Annotated in this window: 20 protein-coding genes; 15 read left to right on the forward strand and 5 right to left on the reverse strand. The window is 34.5% G+C overall.

Translation table 11 applies throughout. The features are described 5' to 3' along the window. Positions 1–58 precede the first annotated feature (58 nt). Both N4270_RS03100 and N4270_RS03105 read left to right on the forward strand, forming a co-directional pair. Positions 59–418, forward strand: a complete 360-nt coding sequence (locus N4270_RS03100; protein WP_260095336.1) for an arsenate reductase family protein — start codon at positions 59–61, stop codon at positions 416–418. Next, positions 411–1,304 carry a DMT family transporter gene (locus N4270_RS03105; RefSeq protein WP_260095337.1) on the forward strand — a complete coding sequence of 298 codons (894 nt, stop codon included), beginning with the start codon at positions 411–413 and terminating at the stop codon, positions 1,302–1,304. The genes N4270_RS03100 and N4270_RS03105 overlap by 8 nt, the downstream gene beginning before the upstream one ends. Here N4270_RS03105 and N4270_RS03110 read toward each other — a convergent pair. After that, complete coding sequence (locus N4270_RS03110; protein WP_260095338.1) at positions 1,296–1,772, reverse strand: thioesterase family protein; 477 nt, start codon at positions 1,770–1,772, stop codon at positions 1,296–1,298. The genes N4270_RS03105 and N4270_RS03110 overlap by 9 nt on opposite strands. Before the next feature lie 107 nt (positions 1,773–1,879). Here N4270_RS03110 and N4270_RS03115 point away from each other — a divergent pair, with 107 nt between their 5' ends. The 3 genes from N4270_RS03115 to nadD are packed head-to-tail and all read left to right on the forward strand — an operon-like array spanning position 1,880 to position 3,935. Continuing rightward, on the forward strand, positions 1,880–2,737 hold the full coding sequence (locus tag N4270_RS03115) for a YicC/YloC family endoribonuclease (protein WP_260095339.1): 858 nt from the start codon (positions 1,880–1,882) through the stop codon (positions 2,735–2,737). Between the two features lie 25 nt (positions 2,738–2,762). After that, complete coding sequence (gene gmk / locus N4270_RS03120; protein WP_260095340.1) at positions 2,763–3,353, forward strand: guanylate kinase; 591 nt, start codon at positions 2,763–2,765, stop codon at positions 3,351–3,353. 3 nt (positions 3,354–3,356) lie between these two features. Continuing rightward, positions 3,357–3,935 (forward strand): nicotinate (nicotinamide) nucleotide adenylyltransferase, encoded by a 579-nt coding sequence (gene nadD / locus N4270_RS03125; protein ID WP_260095341.1) that lies wholly within the window; start codon positions 3,357–3,359, stop codon positions 3,933–3,935. 92 nt (positions 3,936–4,027) lie between these two features. Here nadD and N4270_RS03130 read toward each other — a convergent pair whose 3' ends face one another. Genes N4270_RS03130 through N4270_RS03140 form a run of 3 tightly spaced genes read right to left on the reverse strand, consistent with a single transcriptional unit; the run spans position 4,028 to position 6,201 of the window. Beyond that, a complete protein-coding gene (locus N4270_RS03130) occupies positions 4,028–4,387 on the reverse strand; it encodes a YraN family protein (RefSeq protein WP_260095343.1) in 360 nt (119 codons plus the stop codon). Positions 4,388–4,423: 36 nt separating this feature from the next. After that, positions 4,424–5,185: a HEAT repeat domain-containing protein gene (locus tag N4270_RS03135; protein WP_260095344.1), complete on the reverse strand. Its 762-nt coding sequence runs from the start codon at positions 5,183–5,185 to the stop codon at positions 4,424–4,426. Between the two features lie 2 nt (positions 5,186–5,187). Beyond that, positions 5,188–6,201 carry an LD-carboxypeptidase gene (locus tag N4270_RS03140; RefSeq protein WP_260095345.1) on the reverse strand — a complete coding sequence of 338 codons (1,014 nt, stop codon included), beginning with the start codon at positions 6,199–6,201 and terminating at the stop codon, positions 5,188–5,190. A gap of 184 nt (positions 6,202–6,385) precedes the next feature. On the opposite strand from N4270_RS03140, the gene metG reads away from it, so the two are divergent. From metG to N4270_RS03185, 9 genes are all read left to right on the forward strand, one after another. Further along, positions 6,386–8,437: a methionine--tRNA ligase gene (gene metG, locus N4270_RS03145; RefSeq protein ID WP_260095346.1), complete on the forward strand. Its 2,052-nt coding sequence runs from the start codon at positions 6,386–6,388 to the stop codon at positions 8,435–8,437. 45 nt (positions 8,438–8,482) lie between these two features. After that, the gene (locus N4270_RS03150; protein WP_260095347.1) at positions 8,483–8,926 is read left to right on the forward strand and encodes an META domain-containing protein; all 444 of its coding nucleotides are present in this window, start codon (positions 8,483–8,485) and stop codon (positions 8,924–8,926) included. Between the two features lie 80 nt (positions 8,927–9,006). Then, positions 9,007–11,127, forward strand: a complete 2,121-nt coding sequence (locus N4270_RS03155; protein WP_260095348.1) for a Tex family protein — start codon at positions 9,007–9,009, stop codon at positions 11,125–11,127. 79 nt (positions 11,128–11,206) lie between these two features. Next, positions 11,207–13,624 (forward strand): hypothetical protein, encoded by a 2,418-nt coding sequence (locus N4270_RS03160; protein ID WP_260095349.1) that lies wholly within the window; start codon positions 11,207–11,209, stop codon positions 13,622–13,624. A gap of 48 nt (positions 13,625–13,672) precedes the next feature. Further along, positions 13,673–14,512, forward strand: a complete 840-nt coding sequence (locus tag N4270_RS03165; protein ID WP_260095350.1) for an AraC family transcriptional regulator — start codon at positions 13,673–13,675, stop codon at positions 14,510–14,512. Between the two features lie 91 nt (positions 14,513–14,603). Continuing rightward, positions 14,604–14,777: a hypothetical protein gene (locus N4270_RS03170; protein WP_260095351.1), complete on the forward strand. Its 174-nt coding sequence runs from the start codon at positions 14,604–14,606 to the stop codon at positions 14,775–14,777. Between the two features lie 107 nt (positions 14,778–14,884). Next, positions 14,885–15,433, forward strand: coding sequence for a carboxymuconolactone decarboxylase family protein (locus N4270_RS03175; protein ID WP_260095352.1), 549 nt, complete (start codon positions 14,885–14,887; stop codon positions 15,431–15,433). Positions 15,434–15,463: 30 nt separating this feature from the next. Further along, positions 15,464–15,853 carry a plastocyanin/azurin family copper-binding protein gene (locus N4270_RS03180; protein ID WP_260095353.1) on the forward strand — a complete coding sequence of 130 codons (390 nt, stop codon included), beginning with the start codon at positions 15,464–15,466 and terminating at the stop codon, positions 15,851–15,853. A gap of 150 nt (positions 15,854–16,003) precedes the next feature. Further along, positions 16,004–17,323, forward strand: coding sequence for a zinc-dependent metalloprotease (locus tag N4270_RS03185; RefSeq protein ID WP_260095354.1), 1,320 nt, complete (start codon positions 16,004–16,006; stop codon positions 17,321–17,323). A 258-nt stretch (positions 17,324–17,581) separates the two neighbouring features. Here the strand turns inward: N4270_RS03185 and N4270_RS03190 are convergent, their stop codons facing one another. After that, positions 17,582–19,432, reverse strand: coding sequence for a tetratricopeptide repeat protein (locus tag N4270_RS03190; RefSeq protein WP_260095355.1), 1,851 nt, complete (start codon positions 19,430–19,432; stop codon positions 17,582–17,584). Between the two features lie 320 nt (positions 19,433–19,752). On the opposite strand from N4270_RS03190, the gene N4270_RS03195 reads away from it, so the two are divergent. After that, complete coding sequence (locus tag N4270_RS03195; protein ID WP_260095356.1) at positions 19,753–20,583, forward strand: hypothetical protein; 831 nt, start codon at positions 19,753–19,755, stop codon at positions 20,581–20,583. Positions 20,584–20,602: the final 19 nt, after the last annotated feature.

Below are 20,602 nucleotides of genomic sequence, written 5' to 3' on the forward strand. Positions count from 1 at the left end.
AACCAGCGAAATAATAAAACATCGTCTTGACCTATTTCAAGATTTGCAAAACCATATCATGAAAAAAGTTTACCACCTAAAAACATGTAGTACTTGTGTAAGAATTATTAAAGCTTTAGACTTACCCGATGATGTCATATTTCAGGATATAAAAACTGAAGAAATAACGGTTAAGCAATTAGAAGAACTCGCCAAATTAGCAGGAAGTTATGAAGCCTTGTTTAGTAAAAGGGCAAAGCTTTACAAAGAAATGGATCTGAAAAATCAAACACTAACCGAAAAAGATTTCAAACATTACATTTTAGAGCACTATACATTTTTAAGCCGACCTGTTTTGGTTTATAATGATCACATTTTTATTGGTAACAGTGCCAAAACAGTAGACGCAGCTAAGACTTTTATACATTCTAATGAATAGCAGAAAATTTGCAATTATCGCATTGTCACTGGTTCAGCTGCTATATGGTTTGAACTATACCTTTGCAAAATTCATTATCAATGAAGGGTTCATTAAAACATTCGGATTAACCCTTTGTCGTGTTGGTGGTGCAACACTATTATTCTGGATTTTTGGATTCTTTTTTAAAGCCGAAAAGATTGACAAAAAAGATTATTTTACCTTCTTTCTTGGCGCTGTGTTTGGAGTTGCCATAAACATGCTACTTTTTTTAAAAGGATTAGAACTCACCTCACCTATTCACGCTTCGGTGATTGTTACAACAACACCAATCATCATTTTAGTTTTATCGTCTTTCTTCTTAGCCGAAAAAGTCACAAAACTTAAAATTTTAGGGGTCTTTCTTGGGTTTTGTGGTGGAATTCTACTCACCGTATTAGGGAAATCTACTCGTATAGGAGATAATGTTCCCTTAGGAAACCTCTTTATTTTTATCAATGCAATTTCCTATAGTATTTACATCATAATTATTAAAAAATTAACGGCAAAATACCATCCGTTTACATTTATCAAGTGGCTGTTTTTGTTTGGGCTCTTTATGGTGATTCCTTTTGGATATACTGAAGCTTCAGAAATTCAATGGCATACCTTCACACCTTATGTTTGGTTTTCGGTAGCCTTTGTAGTTATTGGAGCAACATTTGCAACCTATGTTTTAAATCCGCTAGCTTTAAGATCACTCAAAGCTTCCACAGTTGGTGTCTTTATTTACCTTCAACCTGTAATCGCTGGTGTATTTGCTATCGTAATGGGAGTTGATGCTGTAAGTCCGATAAAAATTATTGCGATGTTACTTATTTTCTCAGGCGTTTATCTGGTGTCTAAAAAACCCAAAGTATCAGCTTAAATTTTTAGGGACTTTTCCTTCTATTCTCGTATCTGCTTTAGTTAGTCTTTTAAAGTTTTTAGTTCTAGGAAATGCCTCAGATAACTTTAATAGCGCCTCAGGTAAAGTGGTTAGTTTTCGGGTTTTTAAATCAATCCAGGCGCCCAACATATCACTAGATGCTAAGTGTTCCCCTTGGTCATTATAAAAATTATGCTCAAATTTAAAGAACATCCCATCCTCACTTAATCCAGATAATTCTAAACTTACAGTAATAGGTTTTCCTATAAATGATTCTTTGTAATAATAGGTATGTTCATAAAATACAACCGGACCAACACCAAATTTAGAAAGTGTTTCCATAGAAAATCCGTAATCTATAAAAAACCCCATTCTGGTATGACTCATAAAATTAGTATATGCCGAATTGGCCAAATGACCATTAGCATCAATATCGCTCCAGCGTATTTCAAAATCTTTTTTATACATCTCAATAATTTTTTAAGGCTGCAAAGTTATGGTTTTTTGATAATGTCTTACTATGATTCATAACTTTATGATTTTCCTTACCTTTGCTCAACTTTTAAAATTCGTTCATGATACAATCAATGACTGGTTATGGTAAATCTGTTATACAGCTACCAACTAAAAAAATTTCAATTGAAGTCAAATCACTAAATAGTAAAAACCTTGACCTCAACACACGTATGCCTTCCATGTATCGTGAAAAAGAATTAAGCATTAGGAAACTCATCGCTTCAAAATTGGTGCGAGGTAAAGTAGATTTCTCTTTGTACATGGAAATTACAGGTGAAGAAACTTCAACACAAATAAACAAAACGGTTGTGACCCAATACATGAAGCAACTCAAAGAGGTTGTTGATGGTGATGCCACCGAATTATTAAAAATGGCGATTCGTCTACCTGATGCTGTAACTACCGAGCGTGACGACATTGATGAAGATGAGTGGAAACAGATTGCTGAAGCTATAGACAATAGCTTAGAAAAGATTCAAAAGTACCGATTAGATGAAGGTAAAAGTTTGGAAACCGATTTCATCAACCGGGCAACCAATATTTCAAAATTACTCGATGAGGTCATCGCTATGGATCCTGATCGTATTGAAGGCGTTCGTGAACGTTTATCAAAAGGCATTGCCGAAATTAAAGAGAAAGTTGACGAAAACCGTTTTGAACAAGAACTCGTCTATTATATCGAAAAATTTGACATCACCGAAGAAAAAGTGCGTTTAAAAAACCACTTGGATTACTTCCAAAAGGCTTTAAAATCTGATGATTCTAACGGAAAAAAACTCGGTTTTATTTCTCAGGAAATGGGACGGGAAATCAATACTATAGGTTCAAAATCAAATTATGCACCTATGCAAAAGCTGGTGGTTCAAATGAAAGATGAACTCGAAAAAATTAAGGAACAGTTATTGAACGTGCTTTAATATAAACGAACTATAAACCATACTTGTGTCAGAAATAAAAAACAAAAAGAGAGGTAAATTAATTGTATTTTCAGCCCCTTCAGGTTCGGGAAAAACAACGATTGTAAGGCATTTGCTAAAACAAGAAGAACTCAATTTAGAGTTTTCAATTTCAGCAACATCCAGAGAAAAACGTGGCAATGAAATTCACGGAAAAGATTATTATTTTCTAGACATCAAAGATTTTAAAAACCGAATAAAAAATGATGAGTTTTTAGAATGGGAAGAAGTGTATCGCGATAATTTTTACGGCACACTAAAAACGGAAATCGAACGTATCTGGGGAAAGGGTAAACATGTGATTTTTGATATTGATGTGTCGGGCGGACTTAGAATTAAAAAGAAATTTCCGGAAGAAACCATTGCTATTTTTGTAAAACCACCAGACCTTAACGAACTTATTATAAGACTTAAAGAACGTGGTGAAGAAAGTGAAGATAAAATCAGCATGCGTGTTGCCAAAGCACCTGCCGAACTCGCTACAGCGCCTTTATTTGATAAAATTGTGCTCAATAAAGATTTAGATAAAGCATTAGATCAAGCCTATACGTTGGTTTCAGATTTTATTAAACAATAGATTATGAAAATCGGACTCTATTTTGGGACGTTTAATCCCATTCATGTTGGTCATTTAACGATTGCAAATCACTTAGCCGAATACAGTGATTTAGACAAAATCTGGTTTGTTGTGACACCACACAGCCCTTTTAAAAAGAAAAGTTCATTACTAGATAATCGTCAACGTTATGAAATGGTGTATCGCGCCACCAAAGATTATATCAAACTCGAACCAAGCGATATAGAATTTAACTTGCCGCAGCCCAATTACACCATAAATACTTTAACTTACCTTCAGGAAAAATATCCTCAGCATACATTTTCTTTGATTATGGGAGAAGATAATTTGAAGAGTTTTCACAAATGGAAAAACTACGAGCTCATTTTAGAACATCACCATATTTATGTGTATCCAAGAATTTCTGAAGGCCTTACAGATACTCAGTTTGACAAGCATCCTAAGATTCATCATGTACAAGCACCTATAATGGAATTGTCTTCTACATTCATCCGTAACTCAATTAAAGACGGTAAAAATGTTCGCCCTATGCTACCAGAACATGTTTGGGAATATGTAGATGAAATGCATTTTTACAGGTAAGTTTTTGTATAAGCTTAAAACGTTTATACTGAGTTGTGTATCCATATTGTTTTAAGAATACGGATTCTTCATTGTATTCTGAAGGACAATTATCAAAAATGATAGTAAGCATTTTCAAAGTGCTCTAACGACTTTTCCTTTTTATTCCATACTATAGCGATGATATCAAAACGGACTTCAACATCCATGGCGTTTGAAGTAACATAATAATCTACAGCCTTAATGATTCGCTGAATTTGTTTGGGTTTTAGAAATTGTTGCGGGTCGCCAAAATCAGCACTCGTTCTGGTTTTTACTTCTACAATTGCGAGTATGTTTCCTTTTTGAGCTATGATATCGACTTCGGCTTTTTGATACACATAATTACGAGTAAGAATCTCATAACCGTTTTTTAGCAGAAAATCAACTGCCAAGTCCTCACCTTTTTTTCCTAATTCGTTGTGATTTGCCAAAATTTACGTGATTGGTTGTCAGCGTATAATAACAGTCTACGCTTTATAATGTTTGTCAATATACGCAATTGCTTCATCTTGAGAGTAAACCGCAAATTTTTTATAGCGATGATGTACATCTACAATCTCATCTAAAGCCTTTTCTACAAGCGCTTTATTTTCCCAGGTATTAAGATGTGCGACAACTGTTTTTAAACATCCGTTTTTGTAGGCAATCTGCCCAAGCACATGTACCAATGTATCTGAAACGCGACGTGTTTCGTCAAATTCCAATTCCTTTAGCAACGGCAAAATATCCTGCGGATGTGTACGTCCTCGAAGTTCAATCCCATGACAAATCTCTCGTCTAATTTCTTTATCAGGATGATTTAAATAGGTTTTGCACCAGGCCAGAACAGGAACAGGGTTTTTCTCTCCCATTTTTTTAATTGAACCAATCACTGCATTTCTAACACGATGATGAGCATCAAAAAGTCCGATATCCATAAAGTACTGCACCTTATCAAAATGAAACTTACCAATCTCACCAGCAGCATTCACAACGGTTTGACGTATCAATTCATCATCAGATAACATCAGTGTTGTTAATACGGAAAGAATATTTGCCTGTAAATGTGTTTGCGAATAAAAGATTTTACCGATGGCTAAATAACCTGCTTTCCGAATATAGGTGTCTTCATCTGAAAAATAGGTAGTAATATAATTTGTTTGCCCTTGACTTAAGTTGTTAGTAATGTTTGTATTTATGTGTACAACAAGAGCGTCTCGTTCAGATTTAGACAAATCGTAAAATGCCATAATTAGTGTTCAAAAACAAGAGTTGTATTTTCTTTTTTAACAGTTAATGTCACGGTTTTCCCTAAAACCATAGCGCGATTATCTTTTTCATGTCCTGCTGGCATGTTAAACGCAATAGGGAAATCATAATCTGATAAAGCATCTAAAATCAATTGCTCAACTGAAGTGCCCCAAAGTGTTGTATTTTTTCTCAATTTACTCATATCACCAACTAAAACACCTGCACAATTATCAAAATAACCAGCGCGCTTCATACTTTGCAACATACGGTCAATATGATATTTATACTCGCCAATTTCTTCAATAAATAAAATTTTTCCAGAAGTATTTATACTTGTTTTAGAACCTAACATAGTGTGTAACATCGTCAGGTTTCCCCCTACTAATGGTCCGCTAGCCTCGCCAATTCTATTATAAGAAGATCCTTTTAAAGTATAATTCACTGGCATTCCAAAAATGGTCGATCTAAAGGTTTCTACGGTGGCTTTGATGTCTTCTAAATCTTCGGTTAAACTCACACCCATTAAAGCATGAATGGACTGAAACCCTTCGTTATGCAACTGGCTATGTAAAGCGGTAATATCACTATACCCAATCAACCACTTGGGATGTTTTCTGAATTTAGTATAATCTAATTTATCTAAGATTCTAACCGCTCCGTAACCACCTCTAGCACACCAAATGGCACTAATAGTAGGATCGTCTAATGCATTTTGAAAATCTTCACAACGCTCGTCATCTGTACCTGCAAAATGGTTAGCCTGTTTAAACACATGCTTTCCAATAACCGCATGTAAGCCAAAACTATCTAATAGTTTTACAGCACGTTCTACTTCTTCATCTCTGTTTTTAAGAATTCCAGAAGTTGCAACAATAGCAACAGTATCTCCAGCTTTAAGGTATGGTGGTTGAATCAAAACGGCTTGTTGTTTTTGAATAGACTTATCTTGTGCTTTTACAGTTCCGAAGAAAAAAGAGAAGCAAATCAAGGCTAAAAAATAATGAATTTTCGACATACTGTAAATGTACATTTTTTCTCATAAAATAAATCCCTAAAATTTGTAAATACTGCGTTTCAAAATCCTTTGCAAAATGCGTACTTTTGTCCCAATTTAAATGAATCCATTGTCATTAAAAATAAAGTGAAAATTCTTGTTTAAGACTTTTCGACTAAGATCGACATGACACAATCAAAACGCTATGAATACGCCTAAACGATATACAATTACTGCGGCCTTACCTTATACTAATGGACCAATTCATATTGGTCATTTAGCTGGTGTTTATGTCCCTGCAGATATTTATGCACGCTATAAAAGATTAACGGGAAATGATGTCGCTTTCATGTGCGGAAGTGACGAACATGGCGTGCCTATTACAATTAAAGCTAAAAAAGAAGGCGTTTCGCCTCAGGATATTGTCGATAAATATCATGCGATTATTAAAAAATCTTTTGAAGATTTTGGGATTACCTTTGACAACTACTCACGTACATCGGCAAAAATCCATCATGATACAGCATCAGCGTTTTTTAAAACATTATACGATAAGCATGAATTTGTTGAAGAAGTTACTGAGCAACTCTACGACGAAGAAGCTAATCAATTTTTAGCCGACAGATTTGTTACTGGAACTTGCCCAAAATGTGGAAACGAAGAGGCTTATGGTGATCAATGTGAAAACTGTGGGTCGAGTTTAAATGCTACCGATCTTATCAATCCGAAATCGGCCATCACTGGCAATGTCCCAACCTTAAAAGAAACCAAGCACTGGTTTTTACCTTTAAATAAGCATGAAGATTTCTTAAAAGAATGGATTTTAAAAGGCCATAAAAAAGACTGGAAGCCTAATGTTTACGGACAAGTAAAATCGTGGATTGATGACGGTTTACGACCGCGAGCTGTGACCCGCGATTTAGATTGGGGAATTCCGGTGCCAATCCCTGGTGGCGAAGGTAAAGTGCTTTACGTATGGTTTGATGCGCCTATTGGTTACATATCGGCAACTAAAGAATGGGCTGAAAAAGAAGGTAAAGACTGGGAACCTTACTGGAAAGACCAAGACACCAAATTGGTTCACTTTATTGGTAAAGATAATATTGTATTTCACTGCATTATTTTCCCTTCCATGTTAAAAGCCGAAGGCTCGTATATCTTGCCAGACAATGTTCCTGCCAATGAATTTTTAAACTTAGAAGGCAACAAATTATCGACCTCCAAAAACTGGGCAGTCTGGTTACCTGATTATTTAGAGGATTTTCCAAATCAGCAGGACGTATTGCGGTATGCATTGACGGCTAATGCTCCCGAAAGTAAGGATAACGACTTTACCTGGAAAGATTTTCAGGCGAGAAATAATAATGAATTAGTAGCCATCTTCGGAAACTTTATCAATCGCGTTGTGGTGCTTACCAATAAATATTACGATGGAATAGTTCCGGAAGCTTCAGAATATACCAAAGTAGACACCGAAACATTAGCTGCTGTAAAAGCGTATCCGGCTGTCATTGAAAGTTCTATTGAACGCTACCGCTTTAGAGAAGCGAGTCAGGAATTAATGAATTTAGCACGTTTAGGCAACAAATATCTAGCCGATGAAGAGCCTTGGAAACTTGTAAAAACAGACGAAGCTCGTACCAAAACCATCATGAATATTGCCTTACAAATTGCCAGTGCTTTAGCAACATTATGCGAACCGTTTTTACCATTTACTTCAGAAAAATTAAAAGGAATTTTAAATACTTCTGATAATTCTTGGTCTAGTATTTCAACAAAAGACGTCTTAATTCCGTCAGGTCACCAAATTGGAAAAGGCGAATTATTATTTTCAAAAATTGAAGATAAAACCATTCAAGAACAACTAGACAAACTGGAAGCCAGCAAAAAAGCTAATGAAGCGGCAAACAAAGCCGTCGAACCTCAAAAAGACCTGATAACGTTTGATGATTTCACCAAACTGGATATACGCGTTGGGACCATTCTTGAAGCCGAAAAAATGCCAAAAACAAAAAAACTATTAATTCTAAAAGTTGATACCGGAATTGATATTAGAACCATTGTGTCTGGGATTGCTGAAAGTTTTACGCCAGAAGAAGTGATTGGCAAACAAGTTACCGTTCTGGTCAACTTAGCACCAAGAGCCTTACGAGGTGTTGAAAGTGAAGGTATGATTTTAATGACCGAAACGCCTGAAGGCAAGTTGGTATTTGTAAATCCGGATACGACGGTTAATAGTGGCTTGCAGATAAGCTAATTGGCCTGATTCTTGAATTTGTAAAACCAACTAAAAACAAACACTATGAAATTATTAACACTAAACGTTTTTGCAATACTTATACTTATCACCAGTTGTGATACTGCAAAAAAAGAAAACACCACAAGTTCTGAGGCTACAACTCCAAAAACTGAAACGGCTTTAGAAGATACCAAATGGAAATTGGTTACCTTAATGGGTAAAGATGTGAGTGATAAAGATGCTTATATCACCTTATCTTCTAAAGATCATAAGGTTTATGGTAATGCGAGTTGTAATAATTTTAATGGAACTTATCAATTAAACGAAGGTTCCAGAATCACATTGTTAAAAATAGCAGCAACACGTAAAGCTTGTCCGGATATGTCTGTTGAAACACCTTTTTTAGAAATTCTAGAAAAAGCAGATAATTATGCGCTCAACGGAACCAAATTGACTCTCAACAAAGCTAAAATGGCACCTTATGCTGTTTTTGAAGCGGTCAAATAATCTTATAACATCTAGTAATCAACCTCGTCGTTTAAATACTGCGAGGTTTTTTATTACTTTCAAGTTTTCAAAATTGTCCTATGATAGCCTATATCGTTTCCCAAACCAAACTACCCGAATCTTCAGTAAAACAAACTGTTAACCTACTCAATCAAGATTGTACAATTCCGTTTATTTCGCGTTATAGAAAGGAAGCTACTGGCAATCTGGATGAAGTACAAATTGGTCAAATTGTTAAGTACAAAGAACAATTTGAAACTATAGAAAAACGAAAACTAAGCATCTTAAAAACACTCGAAGAGCAAGGTGTTTTAACTTCAGAATTAGAAGCTAAAGTTAAAGCATGTACAGAAAGCACAACACTTGAAGACCTCTACCTTCCGTATAAAAAAAGCAGAAAAACTAAAGCTGAAACTGCCCGTAAAAACGGATTAGAACCTTTGGCAAAAATCATCATGAGTCAAAATGCCAATGATCTGGAATCTATAGCATATCGCTATGTAAAAGGTGTAGTCGCTTCGGTAGAAGAAGCATTTGAAGGCGCCCGTCATATTATTGCCGAATGGATTAACGAACGATCTGATATTAGAACGAATCTCAGACATCAGTTAGAGCGTCATGCCATGATTTCTACTCAAGTTGTGAACGCTAAAAAAGCCGATGAAAATGCTCAGAAATTTAAAGATTATTTCGATTGGGAAGAAGCTTTAAGCCGTATTCCATCTCACAGATTATTAGCTATTTTAAGAGCAGAAAATGAAGGTTTTATTCGTGTAAAAATCGAGATTGATGACTCACGTGCTCGCGATCGTATAGCCCAAAAAATCATTAGGAGTCAAAATGCTTGTGCCGATCAAATAGAGCTTGCTATATCTGATGCCTATAAACGTCTTCTATTACCTTCATTAAGTAACGAAGCACTACAAAAAGCAAAAGATAAAGCTGATGAAGCTGCCATTTCAATTTTTGCCAAAAACTTAAAACAATTACTACTTGGTTCTCCTTTAGGAGAAAAGCGGGTTTTGGCGATTGATCCCGGATTTAGAACTGGCTGCAAAGTGGTTTGCTTGGATGAAAAAGGCGATTTAAAGCATAACGAAACTATCTACCCGCATCCACCCAAAAATGATCAAAAAGGAGCGATGAAAAAAATTAGTTTTCTAACTGAAGCCCATCATATTGAAGCTATTGCTATTGGAAATGGTACAGCCTCGCGTGAAACCGAAGCTTTGATTAGAAACATAAGATTTAAAAATGATATTCAGGTTTTTGTGGTAAGTGAAGCTGGAGCTAGTATTTATTCGGCATCAAAAATTGCTCGTGAGGAGTTTCCTAATTATGATGTTACCGTAAGAGGCTCGGTGTCTATTGGAAGACGCTTACAAGATCCCTTAGCCGAATTGGTAAAAATTGATGCCAAGTCTATTGGTGTTGGACAATACCAGCACGATGTTGACCAAAACAAGCTAAAAAAGGAATTGGATGTTGTGGTCGAAAACTGTGTGAATTCGGTGGGTGTTAATATCAATACTGCCAGTGAGAGTTTACTGAGTTACGTTTCCGGAATTGGTCCTAAATTAGCTAAAAACATTGTAACGTATCGTAGTGAAAATGGTGCTTTCACCAATAGGACCAGCATTAAAAAAGTCCCTCGATTAGGTGAAAAAGCCTTTGAGCAAGGCGCTGGATTTTTAAGAATTAAAGAAGGTGATAATCCGTTAGATGATTCGGCAGTTCATCCGGAAAGCTATACTATAGTTAAAAAAATGGCCAAAGATGAGGCTGTTTCGCTTTCAGAATTAATAGGTCATAAGGCCTTACTTCAAAAGATCGATTTGAAAAAATATTGTACCGAAACCGTTGGATTATTAACGCTTAAAGATATCGTTAAAGAACTTGAAAAACCTGGCTTAGACATTCGGGAACAAGCCAAAGTATTTACTTTTAATCAACATATTAAAACCATAACCGATTTAAGAACTGGGCAATTATTACCTGGAATTGTCAATAATATCACCGCTTTTGGATGTTTTGTTGATATAGGAATTAAAGAAAGTGGTCTAATTCACGTTTCTAATTTATCTGATAGTTTTGTCAAAGATGTTAACGAGCATGTGCATTTACACCAGCAAATTATTGTTAAAGTCTTAGATGTTGATGTACCAAGAAAACGTATTCAGCTAAAATTACATCAACATTAAACGCTGTCTTAAGTACCTAATTTTAAATTTTTAAGCCTCATTAAATTCATTTAATGTAAATTTAGGTTAAAACACATTTATGAATACAGCATATTTTCACAGCCTGAAACCTAGTCTAATTCTTACATTTATTTTAGTGCTTTTTGTCAATTTCTCAAGTCTTAAGGCGCAAAATACGACTAAGGACGATAAGGTATTATTAGATCTCTATGAAACTTATAGTGAATCTCCAAGAGAAGTTGTATACGTGCACTTAAATAAATCCACCTACGTAAATGGAGAAATGTTGGGATTTACAGCTTATATCTTTGATAAATTTGCCAAACAACGATCGGTCGCCACCACCAATTTATACTGTACCATATCAGACCTTGACGGAAATGTAATTAAGCAAAAATTAGTGCATGTAAAAGATGGCATTGCTTCTAATGTATTCTACTTGGATGAAACACTGCTCAGCGGAAGCTTTATGTTTAAAGCCTATACCAACTGGATGTTCAATTTTGAGGAACAAAATCATTTTCAACAGGTATTTAATGTGCTGGATGCCGATACACAAACTGAAATTGATTCCAAAACAACAGACAACCAACTTGACATTCAGGTGTTAGGTGAAGGCGGACACTTAGTTTTCAACACACTTAATACAGCGGGTGTTATTGTTAAAAACAAATCTGGAAAAGGCCTTGCAAATGCGACTGCCGAACTTATTGATGATACCAACCAAGTTATTAGTTCATTTCAGTTAAATGCTTTCGGAATTGCTAAAATTATTTTAAATCCAGAGCCAGGTCGTCGTTATTTTATTAAAGTATATCACAATGATCATTTTGAAAAATCGGAAATAAGCAACATCAAAACCCTAGGGTTTAATATGACTGTTACCGATTTAAAAGATACTTTCTTAGTCACTTTCGCAACCAATACCGCCTCATTAAAAACCCTACAAAAAAAACGCTTCAAGCTTGCTGTTCACAATGGAAATGAAATCCTTATTGTGCCTTTTTTTATGACTGAACTTTCTGAAAAACTAATGGTTTACAAATCAGATGTATTTACAGGCATTAATATTTTAACCGTTTTTGACGAACAAAACAATCCGCTTCTTGAACGTATGGTGTTTAATCATTCAGGAATGGAAAGAGGTGCAACCCAATTTGTGTCTTCTATTCCCGATAAAGATTCGTTGCTAATTAAACTTAAAGTAGACCATCATCAACTCAACAGTTTTCATAATGTGAGTGTTTCGGTATTACCTTCAAGTACAAAAAGTTACAATCACCATCACAATTTAATCTCTCAAATTTATTTACAACCTTACATCAAAACGCCTATTGAGCACGCCGATTACTATTTTAAAGATACCAGTAGAAAAACAAAATATCAGTTAGATAATCTTTTACTTACACAAGGCTGGAGTAGTTATAATTGGACCCGTATTTTTAATTTTGAAAGTATTTACAAATATCCTTTTGAGCAAGGTATTAGCGTGACCTCAAATATTAACGGTAAAACTAAAGCTGCAACTTATATTAGTTATCCTTTAAAATCGACTTCTTCTAAAATTTATACCATTACCGAAAATGATAAGGCCATACTCAGTCAAAATTTAGTTCCGGTTAATGACGAACAGTTTAGAATTGGATATCTCAATAGAAAAGGAGAACCACGAGCTCCAACCATTTACCCTCAATTTTACCCTTCTGTATTTCCAAAATTTAGCGCATCGTATGCCTATGTTCAACCTGAACAATCTGAATTAACCCCAAATATGGTGATTCCAAAAACACCGAGTTCTTGGAGCGATTTAGAGCAACTAGATGAAATTGTTATTAATGCAAAGAAAAAGAAAACAAAGCTTCAAAAATTACAAGAGAAAAAAACGAAAGGGCGGATTTTTGAAATCAATGACGATCAACGACTCAGAGGAACTCCGCTGTATATTTATTTAAATGAAATTGGCTTTGTAGCCAATTACGACCTTCAAAATGGAAAATTTACCGTTACCAATCCTAGAGTACATTGGGGAAATAATAAACCAATCATCTATTTAGATGACGCCTTTCTTCAAGAAGACAGTATTGACTTTTTGGCCACACTAACTCTTGAAACCATTGATTATATCGATGTGGAATACCATGGCTTTGGAGGCGGCATTAGAGGTCAGGCTGGATATATAAAGATTTATACAAGCAGCGAATTCTTTTACAGAAATGATGGTAAAAACAATACCGTATCTAGTTTTGATTTTCCATTAACTTTTGATGAAGACAAACAATTTTACACGCCTAAATATCAATTTTACAACACGACGTTTTTCAGTGAATATGGCACTATTGATTGGAAACCAAATTTAAAAGCAGATCAAGATGGTATGATTCGTTTTAAAGTGAAAAAACTAGAGAACGAAAGCATGAATATATACATCAATGGTATTGTAAATAATCACCTTCTGCTCTCTGAAATTAAAGTTATAGATACTAGCAATTCTAATTAATAGTAAAAAATTGTGTAATGTTTTAAAATTAAAAGAGACCATTGTTACATGGCAAAAACATTTACAGAATTTTCTACAAACGCGATTTTAAAAGTTGGAAATGAAACTTTACTTCAAGCTTATGACACTTCAAAACCTATAGGTTTATACACTTTTGTATGGGCTACCAACACGCCTGTAAAAGTTATTGTAGATGGTGTGCCTTTGCATTTAGAACCGCATCAAATTTTATCATTAACAGCCATTCAGTATTTTCAATTTGTAGAAGGCAGCGCTGTGATTGTCTATCAATTTAATCGTGAGTTTTATTGTATTAAAGATCATGATAAAGAAGTGGGTTGTGTTGGTTTGTTATTCTTCGGAAATGAGCACATTCCAATTATTACTTTGCAAAAAGAAGAGCAGCATAAGTTCTCTCTGTTACATGAAATGTTTTTAGACGAACTTGAAACAACGGATACTATTCAGGCAGAAATGCTACGTATGCTGATGGCTCGATTTATTATTAAAACGACACGCATACTTAAGTCTGATACCGAAAATCATAAAACCTTAAAAGGGAACAATGATTTATTGAGGCATTTTAATCTTTTGGTCGAAACCCATTACAAAAAAGAGCACAGTGTTGCTTTTTACGCCGAAAAACTGAACAAATCTCCTAAAACCTTATCCAACAATTTTGCCAAGCATCAAAAAAGTCCGTTACAGATTATACACGATCGCATCGTTTTAGAAACCAAACGGCAATTGTTATATACCGACAAATCTTCAAAAGAAATTGCTTACGACATTGGTTTTGATGACGCCTCTCACTTAAGTCGCTTATTCAAAAAACAAACAGCATTAACGCCTTCAGAATTCAAAAAAAGCATCAAACCTTCCAATTAGGGAAAAATTGACAAGTCGCAAGGAAGTCTTTCCATTTTTTAAGATTCTAACCCATTGCATCTTTGTACTGTAAAATTAAAACACTATAAAGATGAATTTAAAACACATATCTATTTTCAATTTAATTGAAATATTCAGAAGAAATCACAGCAAAATCGCACACACTATCAGTCCGAAAACTCATTGTGAACAAAGTCACATTCACGATTTTTATTGTGATGCAGAAAAACCTTTTATTGGTCATCCTTCCGAAGCACAAGCTTAACAAAGGGAAAAATTGACATCTCAAAAGGAAAAAACTCCATTTTAAAACCCTTAACGGCATTGCATCTTTGCAGTGTAAATTTTTAATAAACATTTAAAATAAATATTATGACAACATTTGATATCCCAACAAGAGACAAGGTTAGTGAAAACAATCAAGCCATTTTTGACAACCTCAACAAAGCTTTAGGTTTTGTTCCAAATCTTTATGCAACCTATGCTAATAGTGACACAGCGTTAGAAAACTATCTCAATTTTGCCAATGCAAAAACCTCGCTATCTGCAAAAGAAAAAGAAGTTGTAAATCTAGCTGTAAGCCAGGTAAACAATTGTATTTACTGTTTATCTGCTCACACAGCCATAGGAAAAATGAATGGTTTTAATGATGCACAAATTTTAGAATTAAGAGCAGGTAAAGCCTCATTTGACAACAAGCTAGATGCTTTAGCCCGATTAGCAAAAAACATTACAGAAAATAGAGGCAACACCGATCAGGATGTCTTAGACAATTACTTTGCGGCAGGCTATACCAAAGCAAATTTAATAGACACTATTTCATTGGTAGGTGACAAAACAATTTCAAATTATGTACACAGTACCACTAAAGTTCCTGTAGATTTTCCATTAGCGCCATCATTAGAAGACGCCTTAGTATAAACCTAATTAATAACATAAATATATAACAAGATGAAACAAATAATTTCAATATTCGTAATGGTTTTAGCATTTACCTTAACCTCAAATGCACAAGACAAAATGATGAAAGATGCTGTTGTTAAAACGGTTTCTTTAGAACAAACTAAAGGTGAATTCACTCAAAAGGAAATCACTTTAAAAGAAGGAGCTTATATTTTTGAGATTTCAAATAATAGTGTAGGTCATGACGTTGGATTTGTTCTGGTTAAAAAAGGCAAAGATGCTTCAAACCCAGAAAACCACATCAAATCGGCTTATGTTACAAAAGCTGTTGGTAATAACAAAAAAGAACAATCTAACCTCACCAAACTGGAAAAAGGTTCTTATGTTTATTTTTGTCCGTTAAACCCAACACCAGAATATACACTTACAGTCAAGTAATTTATTTTTGACCGATTATTTAAAGGCTTCCAAATTGGAAGCCTTTTTTTATTGTACAGCTATTGTAATTTTAATATTTATATTGCGACTCTTATTTACATAAATACTTATTTTGTAGATTTGGACTCCTAAAAATTAAACTAGAAATTAATGACACACAAAACTACCTACATTCAAAACATTTTCACATCAAGAACTAATAAACGACGCCTACTTACCTCTATTTTTACGTTCGCTATATTAACGATTTCAACAGCTCAAGAGTTTCAAATTACCGGAGAAGCCATAGAGGTTGAAGGTCCTGTTTGTGAATATTATCCAGCTCCTAACCAAGAACCTTATTCTATTCCTAATACTTTAGTACGTGCCAGACAAGGTGCCGAATCTAATGGAACCGTATGTTCTAATTTTATTGTCACTTACAATGGTTTTACACCTGAAGCTCAAGCTGCATTTCAGTATGCTGTTGATATTTGGGCCAACACCCTTGAATCTGATCAACCTATTAGAGTTGATGCTACTTTTTCTCCTTTAGGGGCTAACGTTCTAGGAAGTGCCGGACCAACGGGTTTTATTCCATTAACAGGACCCGGAATTCCACCTAATACAGCCTATGCAAGAGCTTTAGCTGAGCAAATTACTGGAACCGACACTAATGCTGGAGGTCCTGATATTTCTGCTAACTTTAGTAGCACCGCAAACTTTTACTTTGGTTTAGACGCTAATCCGCCTTTCAATCAAGTTGATTTTGTCTCGGTTGTATTACATGAATTGGGTCACGGACTTGGTTTTTTGGGTTTTGCAACTACAGATGAGACAAATACTCAAGGTGTATTGAGAAATTCTGGTTTTGTACATAGTTATGATAATTTTGTTGAAACTTTAAATGGGGATTCTATTTTAAGCTTTACAGATCCTTCAGCAACCTTATTAAATCAGTATACTGGAGGTAATTTATTTTCTAATAGTCCATTAGCATTAGCTGCAAATGGCGGACTCATACGACCAGAGTTATGGGCTCCATCACCATTTAGTCAAGGTTCAAGTTACAGTCACTGGGATGAATTTGTGTTCCCTTCTAACAATGTAAATTCGTTAATGACGCCTTCTATAGGAAATGGGCAAGCAAACCATAATCCTGGACCTATTACTATTGCCCTTTTTGAAGATATGGGCTGGGCTGTTTGTCCGTCACTTAGTGTTGAAGATATTACACTGGAAAGTTTACAAGTGGCGCCTAATCCGTTTAATGAATCCATCCGAATTACACTTCCTGGAAATTATAACGACAGTGATTTTAATCTATCAATATATGATATAAATGGACGTGTTGTTTTTGAAAAAGAAACCTCTAGCGCCAATAGAACAATTGATATTGATTTATCGCCATTAAAAACATCAATGTATTTTATGCAGTTAGAAGACCAAGCAACTGGTGTAACCATCACCAAAAAAATTGTTAAGCACTAATTAAACTGAAAATTATACGTAAAACCCATGAAATCTATTCATGGGTTTTTTTGTGTCTAAAAAAAGCGTGACACTTTAAAGTTAAGGTCACGCTTATCTGCTATTCATCAATAGATATTATTAATCATTAATCCCTAAACTAACGCTATCTATTGCTGCTTACTTTTGTTGAATATAAGACAGGGACAATAAACGTTAATATACTGATGCCTGCAAAAATTATCATGGACAAATTCATGGACAAAATTACTTAAACTCCTAAGCCTCAACAAAATCGGTGATTGAAGTAGCTCTCGAAATCCCTAATTTCTTTCTTAATCTGTATCGGTTTTTTACAACACTATCGGTTGAAACGCCTAAAATGTTTGCAATTTCTGGTGTTTTTAAATTTAGTTTCTCAAGGGCAAGTAATCGTTCTTCAGCATTTGTTATATCACTGTGAGTCATTCTAACTTTTACAAAAAACTTAGGGTATACATTTTCAAATTTGGATTTAAAGGTTTCCCAGTCTTCGGCAGTTAATATTTTAGACGTGGTTAAATCCTGAAGTTTATCCAATTTATTTTCTGATTTTTGATCCGCTTTCAAGACTTTTAATTCAGAGGACAGCAATTCATACTCTCGACTTTTGTGTAATAATTCGGAAGTAAAAATTTCCAGCTCTTTTTTATGATTTGCTATGTTAAGTTTTAACCGTTCGGCGCGTTGTTTGATGAAGTAAATAATTGCAAGCGCTATTAAAATAATAACAGAGAGTACAAAAACCCATAGTTTCTTTTTACTTTCTTGTATGGTCTTGTCTTTTTGAAGAAGTTCTATTTTAGCATTTTGCTTTATAATTTCTTGCTCTTGTTCTTTTGTTTCATAAAGAGTTTGATAATAAGAAAAGGCATTCGTTTTGGTAACGCTATTTATAGAATCATTTAATTGACTATAAGCTCTAAAATAGTCTAAAGCTTTGGCTTTATTATTTTGAATCAGATGTATGTTTTGTAAAACTTCATACAATTCTAATATAAGGGATACTTCGCCCCATTTTTTAGCAGATTCTAATGTTTGCTCTGCTAAAAACTTCGCCTGACTGTATTTTTTTTCTGCACTTAAAACATTGATTTTTGAAACATTAAATGCGAGGCCAGCAATGGTGTTTTTATCTATACCTTCTATTAGATTACTCGCCTTCTTATAGTGTAGATTAGCTTCGGTATTACGATTTGCTTTAAGATATAACTTGGTTAATTCGGAATGTAGTAAAATCAAATCCAAATTGGACTTCTCATTATAATCATCATAATATTCCAAAGATTTTAATAAGCTGGCTTCCTTAGATTGGTCGTCTTTAAGTTTTCCATAAATAAGGCCTTGATTAAAATAATCAATAAACAATCCGCTTTTTTGATTTGCTTTTTTTCGTTTTTCAATAAGTGCTTTATTCTCTTGAATAGCCTTATCATAAAACCCTAAAGAAGTATAAATATTTGCGATACTTGATTTTATATAATAGACATATTCCTGATCTCCTAAATTTTCATAGTATTGAGCAGCAAGATTATAATCATTAATCGAAGTAGCGAGATTTCCTTTTGAAAAATAAACTTGACCTCTAAAAAAGATAGCATCTGCGATGTAAATTGAATCCTTATCAGAATAATTATCTATCGCTTTTGAGTAATTTTTAATCGCTTCATCATAATTTTTACCATTAAAATAAGCCCCTCCTTTTTTAAGGTATATTCCTCCTAACAAATACGTGTCATCGGTTTTATCCTTCAGCCCTTCAACTTTATTTAAAAGCTTGAGTGCTCTTTCTCTTTGTCCTAAATGCGTGTTGATAGCGTTTGAGGCTCTTAGGGTTGCTTCAATAGCAGACTCATACTTTTTTTTCTTAATTGCTAAATCAACATAGGTTTCGGTAAAATTTGCCAACTTAACGATATCATCTCTCCAATTAAAATTAAACAGCAAACTATCTAAAGCATTAAATTTCTCTTGGGCTTCTGTGGTCGTTTCAATAATATGAACATAATACTCAGGAGTCTCTTGGGCTGTTATAAAAAGCGAATAAAAAGACAGTAAAACAGTAAAAGGAGTCCCTCTTAATCTCAACATTTGAATGGTTATTTTTAAAGTAAGCAGATGCGTTTTTATAAACTTGGTGTGGGATATTGACCATACAAGATAGTGCTTAAAGTATCAAATAAAAAGTAATATTCTTAAAAAATAAATGGACAAATAAATGGACACCCAAGCCATAACATCATTAAAACTCTTCACCTATAGATAGCACCATTTAGGTTTAATTCATTGGCTCTCCTCTATTGTTTTATAAAATACTGGATTATATAATCAGGTAGTATTACTCGATTTTTTACCCTTAAACAGTGCTAAATTGCTGATAATCTTATCACTAACACTAAATTATCGAAGTTATGAGCACTAACTCCTATCCCATTGGCCCCATATGGCAAGCTGTTTTAAAAAGCATATGGAAGCAATTATTTAATCCCAATAGCTCACTATACCTACCCAACATTATAAAAAATGGTGACCCAAGTTTAGGCCTTCCATCATATGACCCAGCTACATTTACTGGTAAAAGCAAACCTTTTATAATTAGTGGCGTAGATCCTTCAGTGATTAGCCAGGCCTGCACAGATACAACATCTCCCATACCTCCAGTAGGAAGTGAACCAACATTAGCCTTAGGAGATGTGCTTTTACATAATTTAAGCAATATGAGTTCTGGTAATATGACGTTTGCTACTGATGCGCCTAACGTAACTATTGATGTCACCGTAGGAACTGAAGAAACACCTTTCATCTTAGAAGAAGTCAATGCTACCGATCCCAATTTCTTTTTTAATGTCAAGTGCTGCGATCCAGAATCTACAGGGTCACAAAAATGCAATAAAAGCTGGTCAACATCTGCTCATGGGCAATTTCAAGCAAACGTTTCGGCGTTCAACATAACCTTAGAATCTAAGTTAAACACACCTAACGGAGCACCTCCTACAATTACCATATTAAATATAGTTTTAAAGGTATTACCTAAAGATATTGATCTCAACTTTAATGTAGCCTCATTACCAAAATGGGCACAAACACTGGCCAAAATCGCAGTACAGCAAGGCGTAAACACTAATGCGATTGCTGATGTCATTCAAAGTTTTTTAAATCAGCCGAGTGTAGAAGGGCATATAGAGAAACTTATTAATGCTCAACTCGCTAAAATTTGGGGACAGAGCTCATCACTTGTCTAAGTAAAATTTAATAATAACT

This window comes from Psychroserpens sp. SPM9, from assembly GCF_025153525.1.
In the GTDB taxonomy this organism is placed as follows: domain Bacteria; phylum Bacteroidota; class Bacteroidia; order Flavobacteriales; family Flavobacteriaceae; genus Psychroserpens.